Origin of the sequence: Bradyrhizobium sp. MOS001, assembly GCF_004634465.1 — a bacterium.
Classification (GTDB): domain Bacteria; phylum Pseudomonadota; class Alphaproteobacteria; order Rhizobiales; family Xanthobacteraceae; genus Bradyrhizobium; species Bradyrhizobium barranii.
In genome coordinates this window covers 112,966-124,530 of record NZ_SPVJ01000020.1, presented here as the reverse complement: position 1 = coordinate 124,530, position 11,565 = coordinate 112,966, and the positions used below count along the sequence as shown (strand labels likewise).

Here is an 11,565-nt window from a genome sequence, read left to right as displayed (position 1 = left end):
GCCTGCCAAGGACAAGAAATCTTCCTCTTTCGATGTTCGAATACAAAGAACGCCGCTTCCGGAAACCGAGGCGGCGTTTTTGTTTGTGCGGTCGTCTTCAAAAGTACGCTGCGCTAGCCGAGCTCACGCGGTCCTGGCCATTGGCGTCGCGCGTTGCGATCGACAACACAGATCCGGCGGCAAGGTTCCTCGACAAGACGGTGATGCTCGGCCTTGACGGTGGTCTGCGCCCGCAGAAGGTGATCGAATGAACTGCGTGCCTAACGACCGTTCTGGGTCAAACTGCGACTTGGCAGGGAGGGCAGCTTTTGGCGCGCAAACCGGACCTAGTCAGGAATGGATCTCTTAGCTGCCTCCCGAGGATCAGGCCACGGATAGGACTGCGATTGCACGATTGAGTTGAGGATCATCTAGACCCGTGGAGCCCGGCTCGGCTTGGACCTCGATCGTGGGTGCGACGCCAACGCCTTCCAGCCGCTCGCCGTCGACCTGCACGTCCCCGACCGCAAGCAACAGCAAGCCGCCATCAATGAGAAATGCCGTCGCAGCGAGGACAGCTCCCTCGGTCCGGCTACCGATGACCTCGCCAAGCCGATATTTCTTGAAGCCATAGGCAAGGATTTCCTTGCCGCTGCGGGTGCCACCGTTGACAAGCATGGCGACAGGCTTGCGCCACTTCACGTTCTCGAGTTCGCTGGCGCCATTGCGATCAGTGACCTGTATCGTCGGCGCTCGCGTGTTGAACAAATCAAGATATCCGGGGATCGCGCCGCCCCAGCCATCGCGCAAGTCCCAGATCAGTGCGTCGGCGCCGTTCAGGGGACTCTGCGATAGAAGATGCTCGAGCGTCCGCTGATACACGGAGCCGGCGTAGCACCAGACATGAACATAGCCGATGCTTCGGCCGTTGGCCGGTATTATACGGGCGCTGGCCTTCAAGCCGTCCAAGAACATCTTGTTGGGCTCAATTTCGACCGGAGTAACCGATATTTGCATAAACGCGCCGGCACGACGCAGCCCCAGCACAACTTCCTTGCCGACCTTGCCACGGAATGACTGTACCGGCTCAAACGGTGCACCATCGGCGAAGACGATCGCATCGCCAGCGAGCAGGCCGGCTTGTTGGGCTGGCGTGCCTTCTATAACACCGGTGATCATGTTGCGACCCTGCGTGTCGAGACGCGAGAGGATGCCAATGCCGGGATAGGAGATACGGCCATTCGGAAAAACACGTTCCAGTCCGCGCCGCCTTAACGCACCAGCAAAGATATCAGAAAGCTGGTAGTACTCTGGTTCGTACGGTGTGTAGTAGCGGGTGTGCGAAGCATGCAGCTCAGAGAGCATGCTATTAATGACGCCGGCCAGCGCCTCTTCGGAACTCGCCCGCGTGGCGTCCGGCAAGTAACGTTCCCGGACGGCAGACCAATCGAGCCCGTCTAGGTGCGGATCGTAAAAACGATCTCGCACGGTCCGCCATACCTCCTCGAACGTGGCGATGCGTGCGGGCACGGCCTGGGATGTGGCCGAATCCGCTGCTTGTTGCTGCTCGGCCCACAACACCGTTGGAGTCAGAGCTGACGCCGCGGCCACTGACGTGAGCCGCAAAAAGTGGCGGCGCGACAGTCCTGAGTTGATTACCTTCTTCATCGTGCAACCTTGCGATGGAGCTCGTCGCTGTCTCGATAATCGGACATTCTCAGAGCCAGGGGGAATGTCTCAAACGGGCCGAAAGCGGCCATTGAACCGGATTTGAGGCCGCGCACGCCAATCCGCGCTTTTCGTTGGTTACGATCCACGTAGTCCAGCACGCCGCTGCAGTTCCGAGCGTTACCTCAACGCGCGTTGAAGGTGAGGCCGGCGCGCTCCCTTAGACGCTTGCGCAACGCCGGACCCATCAGCGCGCCCGGCGTCCAGGTGCCGCCCTCGCCCTGCACGTCGCGCACGAGGCAGAGAGCGCTCTCGGCGATCATCTTGCTGGTCGAGCCGTAGCCCGGATCGCGGTCGCCCGTGACGACCGCCTCGACCCGTCGGCCATCCGGCAGCTCGCCCAGGAGGAGGATGTCGTAGAAGCCCTTCGCGCGCTCTTCCCGAGTCGGGCCTGCACCGGGTTTGAGACCGCCGGTCCCGAGCAGGGAAAATATGGTGGCGAAGGTCTCCGTCGTCACGCGACCGATTTCCCCAAATCCGGGCGCGACCATCATCTCGTCGTAAACGAAGTCCGTGCCGTAGGGATGACCCAACAGGAAATTCGTGCGGTGTACGTTCTTGGTGTTGACCGGCGCCATGGGAAACGGCACGAGCCACACGTTCATGCTCGGGTCGTATTCGGGGATAAGGCCGGACGGCTGAGACGGCCCGGTGAACCCGGGTGTCAGCGCGAAGGGATCGGTCAGCAGCCGGATCAGGGCCGGGTCGCGCGCCGCGGCCGCCAACGTCGCCTGGGCGCTCGCTGCGGTGCCGCCCGACATGCCGCCTTTCACCTTGCGCAGGCGGGCTTTAACCCGCCGCGCCGGGCGTCCGAATTTCTCGCGCGCCTTCTCCTGCAACGTGAGCACGCCGAGATCGAACGGGATGGAATCGAAGCCGCAGGAGAAGACGATGCGCGCGCCGGTCCGTTTCGCCTCTTCGTGATGGGCGTCGATCATGCGCCGCATCCACGCCGGTTCGCCGCACAGATCGACATAGCCAGTGCCGGTGGCCGCGCAGGCCGCCACAAGCTCGGGGCCGTAAAGCTGATAAGGCCCGACCGTCGTGATAATCACGGCCGCACGCTCGCACATCGAACGCAGGCTGGCCGGCTCGGCGGCATCCGCCTTCACCAAAGTCAAATCGTCTGGTGCGCCGATGTCGGCACGCACTTTCTGGAGCTTGTCGGTCGAGCGTCCCGCGATCGCCCAGGACGGAGCATCGTCGCCGCGATAGGACGTCGTCAGATATTCGGCGACGAGACGGCCGGTGTAACCCGTCGCGCCATAGACGATGAGGTCGAAGTCCCGCTTCACGACGCTGGTCCTCCTCGAACCCGGGAGGGCGTTACCCCTTACTCGGACCGGTCTTCCGCCGGCAGGATCGCACCAGCTTGCCTAGCGCGCTCATTCGATCACCTCGTCGGCGCGGGCCGAGCAGGCGCCTAAGAGGTGGGGATGCCAGGCCATTTTGTGCTGTCCCGGAGCCCGGCGAGGACACGAGGACGCGCAGCAAGTGCCACTAGAGGGGGCAGCCGCTTTCGTTGAACCGTCCCATCGCATTTGACGGAGGATACCACAGTTCCTGTCTTGGGGTGCGCAACGACCGGTTGGAGTCAACACGCCATTTTGACCGCGGGCGAGCCACTTCCCGTCTTCCCCTCGACAAGCGGACAGTTTCCGGGCCGGTTGGCGTGCCCCAAACGGGCCAACACCGGAAGAACTCAGGGTGAGCAAATCTGGTCCAAGCGCTCGACAGGAGTCGATCGGTGTCGCAAAAGCGACGCAGCACTGACGGGTCGGATTGCAGGAGCCGAAGCCTCGTGTTGCCCCGGAAGCAGACCTGAAGGAGAAGGGGCGAACGCGACTCCGGCAGCAGCCGCAGGGTCCTCGTGATGCCGCTAGTCAAATCGCACATGTGCAGCAAATGCTGCCGTACGCGGCGGTCTCAGATACGAAACCTGTTGACAGGGATCGGCTTCATTCGTCCTTCCATTTGATCGAGCAGCCAATAGACGCCTTTTGGTCAGCCGGCGCAAGACCGGTGGTCGCAATCGCGCGCATGGCCTCGACAAGCTCTCGGGGCGCCCCCGCGCGAGGCGGAGTTGCACGCCCATCGTCGAGCCGGCCGCGATACTTGAGCTTGCGGTCGGCATTGTAACCGAAGAAGTCCGGCGTACAGACCGCCCCATACGCCCGAGCGACTGTCTGGGTCTCGTCGTGGAGATATGGAAACGGGAAATCATGAGCCTTCGCGAAACGCTTCATATTCTCAAATGAGTCTTCGGGATAGTTCGCCGCATCGTTCGAGCAAACCGCCGCAAAGCCTATGCTCCCCGACATCAGCACGCGGGCGTCCGAAACCATGCGGTCGATCACCGCTTTGACATAGGGACAATGGTTGCAGATGAAGACGACGACCGTGCCTTTTTCGCCGGCAACGTCGTCCAGTGCGTAAATCTTGCCGTCGGTGGCCGGAAGCTGGAACACGGGCGCCGGCGTATCAAGAACGACTTGGGTAGCTGCTGTCGCCATTTCGCACCTCCTTGTGCCCAAATATATGCTGACTACGGCCTGCTGGGGCACAGTTTCCAAAGCCTACTCGCCAGTCGCGTTGTTTTGGCCATATGTTAGCCATTTCCGGTCGCCCCTTAACAGCCGTCATTGGGACGAGCGCGGGATTTCGTCGGTGTAGGCCACGAACGGACGTTAGCAGCTCCAATGTCCCGACGCGTGGGGCTGCGACCATGATAAACTGCTGTCTAAAGTTTGTTCGCCCGGCGGCTCTGAATGATCGTCTCGACACTCACCTCCGGCCGCGCTCCTGCGATTTTTTTTCGCCGATCAGACAGGGCACCCGGGGCTCTTTCTCGGCGGCTGGGACGATCCCGCTCTCTGGCGTGAGGCCCGCAACTTCGCGAACAAGCTTGGTCCGGATCGCTGCCTGGAATTTTTCGCGATCTTTGATCGTCATGATGAAGGCGCCCGGCCCTCCGATCACGCAGTCCTCGTAATAGAGATCGAGGTTCTCGATATCGGTCGTCGAGAGGGATGGCTCCTTCATCATGATCGGGAGGCCGTTGATGATGATGCCTTTCTCCAGGGCAGCGTCGCGCGCGCCGGTTACGGGGGGCTCCGTCGTTGTTCGACCCATCGCCGGAAATGTCGATGACGCGCCGCAACCCGCGATACGGATTCTCTTCGAACAGATCGCCGATTTCCGTCCCTCGCACCGTCCCATTCCCAGCCGGGCCAAAAACGAGCACATCGCTGCGACCCGTCTGATCGATCCACCTGACGATTGCGTAGCGAGCAAGCTCCAACGGCACGCGCACTCATTTGTCATTGAACAAGGATGCCCCAGTCCCTCGCGGCGTTGAGTGGGCCGGGAATGTCGTCTGCCGCCCGATCTTGGGCGGACTGCACCATCAATATGGCCGGATGTGATTTACGGCAGGCACAACTTCCGAACCCTTCACGCGAAGAACTTCTCAAACGCAAAATGGCGGCTTTCCGGCCACCGTTCTTCGCTGGGCATCGAGCGGCAACAGCAACTTTTCGAGCACACCATTGGGGTCCCTGACCGATGCAATGACCCTCGATCGGCAGTTGTTCGATACTTCGCGCGCGGCCGCGACCTCATGTGCCGCTAATGCAAGCCACCGCCCGCGCGGACTTGCGGGCTAGGCTTTCTGTTGGCGCTGGCGGCGTGCTGTTTACACCTCCAGAAATTCCTCGCCGACGAAAGGGCCCACGCCGATCTGGCCGATCGCCTGGACATGTTTTGCCCTGCGAGACCAGGACATTCGACCTACCGCAGGCTTCGCGACGATCTCTTCGGGCATGTAGCGTTTTTGCCGTTTGTAGTCCTCCTTGAGGCCCAACACATACCTCAAGTCGGATCACTTCCAGGAGGTGGATAAGTGTGGCATTCGCAAGGACCAGCAGGATATTATAAATTCCGACATTCGCGCTCAGGAATAATGGTTCGAACGGACAAAGCGGCGCGGCTCCTGGCGCGGTTCATTCTATTCAAGGGAGACCAGCGTGGGCACAGCGATTCGTAGCAGCGGAATGATCCGCGAGGCCACTCGGCTCGCCGCAGCCGGCGAGCTCGGAAATTCGGATGTCATTCGACTCTTGCAGATTCCTCATAGCAAAGAGGACGTTCAAGAAGTCCTTCGCACCTTCGAGCAGCAACTGTCCCGAGAAGCGAAGAGCAAGTTGACTTTGGACGCGTTCGTGCCGCCACCGTCCGATGTCGATAATGAGCGGTACGAACCACTCTTCGACAAGTACATCATCACGGGCAAGACCTATACGACCGCCAGCGGCGCAGTCGTGCCGAATGAGCTTCAGTATTATAACGGTCAAATGGTGCACCTCTACGGCGAGTGCTCCAATGTACCTCTCGTGAATGCCGCATTGGCCGGCAGTGGCTACAGGCCGATAACCTTGAAGTACGCGGACGGCAGGCACGCGGCTGTCGCACAGCTCTGGTCGAATAAGTTCACCGACACCTCGATCCGGCCGTATGCCGCCATGTTCATAGTGGTTGCTGCCGTGGCGGACAACGCTCCCGAAAGCCAGGCGTCCCTGAAGGCGGCCTCCAACGGCGCATCGAGCGTGCTTGTGATGCTTGATGGATCGTTCGATCCCGCAACAGCGGTGTATGAGAACAAAGCGCGGATGTACATGTTCCGACTGCTCGATACGACCCAGGTTGCGATCGACGTCGGCCGCGAGCGCATGGGTACCGACAAGCGGCCCGGGACCATCGATATGGCGTGCATCGGTCGCCGGCTTCACTTGTCGATCAAAGACCAGCACAGACGTGGCGTCGTCCAGGGAGACCTGGCGCTTACCGGGGATCCGACGGCATACGAGTCAGTGGTAGCTCAGGCGGCCAAAACAGCCGGCGTCACGCTGCAGGCGCTTCCGCGCGGTGCCGAATGCGTCTACCCGGCGGTCGCGCGCATCGGGCAGGGGCCGGTCGTTTGCTGGCAGTGGCGAAGCGATGTCGCCCCTCGGCTGCAGCCGGTGATGCCAGGATCTTTGCACTTCGACCGGAGCTCGGAAGAAGGTCGGACCCTTCTCGCATGGGGCTTCACGCCCAAAGTGCTGGGTTTTTTTCCCAAGGTGAGGGGGGTGATCACCGGCCTGGCGGATCAGACCCCGCGTTGCGCCCGCGACAGTTCGGCTGCATGCGAGGGAATGGCAAACGCCGGCTCGCGCCTTCGTTGGGGGGCATCCGAAGAGGCCGCCTCTGCCCCATTCCGCTTGGCTTGGAATACGAGCTTCCTCGGATCATTGAAGGTGGTGCTCCGCAAAGAATTGGTCGGCCCAATGTCCGACGGCCTCCGGGTCAATTGGCACATCACGGAAGGGACCTTCGTTGGGCCGGGTCACGATGCCGTCGTGTTACCCGGGGCGGCGGACTGGATGCATATCCGCCCGGATGGAATTGCGATCGTCAACGTCCGGGCGTGTTTCGAGACGCGGGACCGCGTTCGCGTGTACGGCGCCTACGGCGGGGTCGCCGATTTTGGTCCCGACGGCTACGCTCGGGCGCTGCGCGGTGAGTATGACCAGCAAATCTCCGCCGTGGTCACACCGACATATGAGACTGCGGATCCGAGGCTCGAATGGCTCAACCGCGTCCAGTGCATCGGTGTGGGGAAGGTGGACATGAGCGCGCTTCGCGCGCAGTTCGACATGTACGTGGTGCGGGTGGGGGAGCGAGCACAAGAGGCGTCCAGCGCTGCAGCACAGTCACCGATACCGGAGCAGATCATCACCGCGGTTGAACGTTTTCGCGCCGCGATTCCTGCCAATTTCGATCCGATCTACGTCGAGAAAGTCGTCATACCGTTCTTCCTGACGAACGTTTACGAAGGGGAGCGGCCCCTGTTGCCAATGATTGACCTTAATTTCAGTAAGGAGAATGCACTCCCTCGTGATCGTTTTGGTCTCATCTATCGTGACTGGAAACCGACCCCTGAGGAGGGCGTGATGGTTTTCCTGCAAGGTCTCGAGAAGCGGGGTGAGAATAATCTTCGCAAGCGAATTTATTTTTCGGCGGTGACGCCCGATCTCTATAAGCCGATGTACCGCGCCAAAGTTACAGCTTTTTTTGACAAGCTCTTAGATCAGAAATTTGCTGACAGGCCATTCATGCAGCACTACCTCGACCACTATTTCGACCTCTATTGGGACCTTCACCTTGGACTTGTTGGCAGCGATATTCCCCGTGAGGTTCGTGAAATAGGAAAGGCGTTCAATACGGTCTTTGCCTATCGGGATCCGTTGCTGCCAGTTACCTACCAAAACTATATGAAGGTTCGTGAGCTTCAGGATTTTCTCAAATCGTGGATCGGCAAACGCATCAGCGATATCCAATCGGGCAAAATCAAAAATCCCGAGAGAACCATGGCCTGGCATTGGCTGAAGAATGCCCAGGACGGCGGTCATTTCAGCAAGAAGGACATGGTCATTGAGTGCCTCCACGATTTCGTCGCGCTAAGCCAATGGGGCAATGCGATTTTCCGGGTCATGTCGCTCCTGTCGGAAGACCGCGGCGACCAGGCCGTGCGAGCATCATTTCAGAAGACAATGGGCGGAAATTTCGACACTGCCGGAGGTGCGTCTTTCTCGCCACTTGAGCTATTCGTAATGGAATTGTTTCGCGTGATTTCGCCGAACGGTGGCAGCGTCTCCGCCATCCATGATGCGAGATCAAGCGTCCGCGGGGAGGCTCCGCAGCAAAAGCTCGACATGCCGTTTGAAAGGGACAGCTATGTATCCACACCGCATGCCAGCACCAGCCTGGATCCGGTTCACTGGACGGATCCGAATACGTTCGATCCGCAACGATATCTCCGCGTCCCGACCAGCGCGCAGATCAACGATGACAAATGTCGGCAGATCGGCCTGGCACGGTGTCCCTTTGACATCACCAGTTTCAAGATCAAGGACGGACGAAACGCCCGTATTACAAATAGCGGCTTCGGCACGTTATTTGTCGTTGCGGACGAACGAAGCTATCCGGTTTGTGACTATGCCGGCTTTGCTCCGTTCGGCTTTGGATACCGACGATGTGCGGGTGAACGACTGACAATTCTCGTATTTGAGGATTTTTTGCGAAAGGTCTGGCGCGACAAGATCGCGTTTCGGAAGCTTGATCTGGCGAATCCTGCTCGCGTACCAGTCGGACTGGACGCGGTGATCCAAGACGATATCGGGTTCTACAGATCCGCCTTGCGATAGGGTATCGCGCCGCTGGCAAGCGGTTTTTCGTCGCCCTAAGTGGGCTGGCGCCGGCGTGTTGAGATCCGCCAGTCGCCCAACTACCGGCAGCAGCCCCTGTCCTGTACACGCAATACAATGTAGTCTATTAGACAGAACCAGGATCCGAAGTCGGTCGAGCAAATGCAAGGCAAATGCTATGGATCGAAAAGCGCGGTCGAAGACTCGGGGCTCTCTCCTCCGGGGGCGTCGCCGCTGTCGCGTTTACCGGGACTTGCCGATGCGGCTGGCGTCCAGACCGGGGCGGCCCAAAAGCGCGGCCTTCTTCGACAACCTTTTGACGCGCTTCGATCAGCACGCCAAAGCGCTGCGCGCTTGGGAGACCCCTCGGTGCGGCAGGCGGCGGCTTGGACACCCCCCATGGTGACCAATCCCGGCGATCTCATTGCGCGCGCACTCGAAATCCTCGCCGAGGAAGACGAAGCATGGCGGGTGCGCCGGGGCCTCGATCTCACGCCGCGGAGCGTCCGATGAATTCCCCGTCGCGCGGATTCGTCAATAGACGGCCGTGCGTTTTCGCGGAAGCTGCGGCAAAGCCCTTACCTATTCCGGCGTGTGACCGGTTTCTTCCGGCGCCTTCTTTGACGCTGCAAACGGATGAAGCTCCAGCTACGGCAGCATGCATGCCTTCGATGCAGCGCGCTTGGGACGGCTCGGAGTTGCGATGGGGCGAGGCGGATACGCCCGTGCCCCCCGCGGTGATTTCTCCGGGAACCCCGGCATCTGTGACGGTAGCGGTCTCTCCAGTGCGGCCGGGTCACGCCGTCACGGTGGAGTACCGGGTGAACGGAGGCCCGGTCCGCCAGGCAATCGGGCAATCCGCGCCGCGCGTCCACGGTGCGAACGGTCGGCTATTCCGGGCGCTCCTGCCGGGCCAATCCGGCGGAACGGTGGAGTTTCTGCCGGTGCTTGGCTTTGCCGGCCAGCCGATCTCTCCGCGCCTACGGGAGTCCGCCGAATGTCCCCGGTATCAGGTGGGCTGCGGAGCGGCACCGGTCGAGACCGCTGCTCTACCTGCAGGCGAGCTCCGCTGGGACTGGGATACCACGTTCCTCTGGGCCGGCACGGTGGCCATCCGTACGGAGGTAATAGGCGTTGTGCCGGATGGACTGCGGATCAACTTGCACGTCACGGAAGGACGCTTCGTTGGGCCGCGCTTCGAGGGGATCGTCCGGCCCGGCGGGGTCAACTGGCTGCGCATCCGCAAGGATGGTGTTGGAATAGTCAACGTGACGGAGTGTCTGCAGACGCTGTCTGGCGCGCGGATCGACTGCTTGTATGATGGCATCCTTGACCTGGGTGCGGACGGCTACGCACGTGCCATCCGCGGAGATTTCGGTATACTGCCGCCGTTCGTTCTTGCTCCAACCTACGCGACCGCTGACAAAGAACTCGCTTGGCTCAACCGCGCCCAGTGTATTGGCGTTGGCAGAGTGGACATGAAGACGCTTCGCGCCTCGTACGACATATACGTCGTAACGGCGGGGGCAGCAAAACATGTAGACTGAAGACTCATTCGAAGCCGCACTCGTGGAGTGCGCGCCGACGGTGTTTTGAGCTCAAGATATTTGCGTTCGTGCGCAAGCACAAACGACATCTCGTTCCCGATGTATCTAATTAGGGGGGCCTCTGAGATGACAACCGATAATCCGCAAGTGCCTTGGACCGACGAGCAGTGGGCTCGCGTCAACAAAGCCGTTCAAGAGGAAGCTAGCCGCGCACGGATTGCGGCGACGTTCCTTCCGTTGCTTGGACCGCTGCCCGGGGATACCGACTTCGTGAGGAAGGAACTTATCTCGCCGAATGCGATAGCTATTCAGGACAGGGATGTCATCCAGTTGGCGACGTTACAGGTAAGGGTGACCGTGCGCGGTGCGCAGATGGCCGATCCGGAGATGACCAGCGTGCTGGCCTTATTTCGGCGCGCTGCCAACGTACTGGCTCGCCTTGAGGACGCCGTCGTCTTCAGGGGATTAGGGCAAGACGTAGCATACAACGCAGCATTCCCGGGACAGAATAGGGTTGCCCCCCCTATAGATGTCGGCCCTGCGTTCCCAAATAGGGTCTGGGAAATCACCGGCGGGCAGGTAAGCCCTGGACTTTGGAGAAACCTACCGGCGCAGCAGGTTGTTAGTATTCCATGGCTGCCGCCGCGCCTGGACCTGGTGGGCGCGATAGCCGGCGCCATTGGCCGCCTGGAAGAGCAGGGCCATTTCGGACCGTTCGCGGTGGTGCTTGACCAGAATCTGTTTCTTGTCGCTCAGACTCCAACGGCGCTTCTTGTATTGCCGCAAGATCGCATCCTCCCGTTTCTGGGCGGCGGTCCGCTGCTCCGCTCATCCACGCTTGACGTCGCTGTCGGCGTTGGGTCCGGCGTGGTAGTGGCACTTGGCGGCGAGCCAGTCGAGCTAGTCATCGCCACAGACGTATGTGTCCAGTTCCTGCAAGTCACAGCCGATCCAAATTTCGTCTTCCGTGTGTGCGAGAAGATGGCGCTCCGCATCAAGGAATCCGAAGCGATCATACCGCTGAGGGGACCGTAGCGATTGACATCCGGCGATCGCGGCGTGTGCGG

At 60.6% G+C, this 11,565-nt stretch carries 8 protein-coding genes and 1 pseudogene; 4 read left to right on the top strand and 5 right to left on the bottom strand.

The window, feature by feature from the left end; genetic code table 11:
- The coding region (locus CT676_RS23880; protein ID WP_205124610.1) for a hypothetical protein at positions 1-251 on the top strand (251 nt) is incomplete at its 5' end.
- A gap of 112 nt (positions 252-363) precedes the next feature.
- On the opposite strand, the gene CT676_RS23875 is transcribed toward CT676_RS23880, so the two are convergent.
- The 5 genes and pseudogenes from CT676_RS23875 to CT676_RS44235 form a co-directional block, all read right to left on the bottom strand.
- Entirely contained in the window at positions 364-1,647 is a 1,284-nt protein-coding gene (locus CT676_RS23875; RefSeq protein ID WP_085402192.1) for a S41 family peptidase, read from the bottom strand.
- Positions 1,648-1,832: 185 nt separating this feature from the next.
- Positions 1,833-3,002: a saccharopine dehydrogenase NADP-binding domain-containing protein gene (locus CT676_RS23870; RefSeq protein ID WP_135215533.1), complete on the bottom strand. Its 1,170-nt coding sequence runs from the start codon at positions 3,000-3,002 to the stop codon at positions 1,833-1,835.
- Between the two features lie 663 nt (positions 3,003-3,665).
- Positions 3,666-4,220, bottom strand: a complete 555-nt coding sequence (locus tag CT676_RS23865; RefSeq protein WP_085402190.1) for a thioredoxin family protein — start codon at positions 4,218-4,220, stop codon at positions 3,666-3,668.
- A 271-nt stretch (positions 4,221-4,491) separates the two neighbouring features.
- Positions 4,492-4,894: pseudogene (locus CT676_RS23860) on the bottom strand (DUF1194 domain-containing protein); the annotation flags it as partial.
- A gap of 507 nt (positions 4,895-5,401) precedes the next feature.
- Entirely contained in the window at positions 5,402-5,569 is a 168-nt protein-coding gene (locus CT676_RS44235; RefSeq protein ID WP_161495859.1) for a hypothetical protein, read from the bottom strand.
- Positions 5,570-5,732: 163 nt separating this feature from the next.
- Between CT676_RS44235 and CT676_RS44230 the strand changes: the two genes are divergently transcribed.
- From CT676_RS44230 to CT676_RS23845, 3 genes are all read left to right on the top strand, one after another.
- Positions 5,733-8,951, top strand: a complete 3,219-nt coding sequence (locus CT676_RS44230) for a DUF3237 family protein (RefSeq protein ID WP_161495858.1) — start codon at positions 5,733-5,735, stop codon at positions 8,949-8,951.
- 929 nt (positions 8,952-9,880) lie between these two features.
- Positions 9,881-10,498 (top strand): DUF3237 domain-containing protein, encoded by a 618-nt coding sequence (locus tag CT676_RS44225; protein ID WP_161495857.1) that lies wholly within the window; start codon positions 9,881-9,883, stop codon positions 10,496-10,498.
- Positions 10,499-10,624: 126 nt separating this feature from the next.
- Positions 10,625-11,533 carry an encapsulin gene (locus tag CT676_RS23845; protein WP_071917688.1) on the top strand — a complete coding sequence of 303 codons (909 nt, stop codon included), beginning with the start codon at positions 10,625-10,627 and terminating at the stop codon, positions 11,531-11,533.
- Positions 11,534-11,565 lie beyond the last annotated feature (32 nt).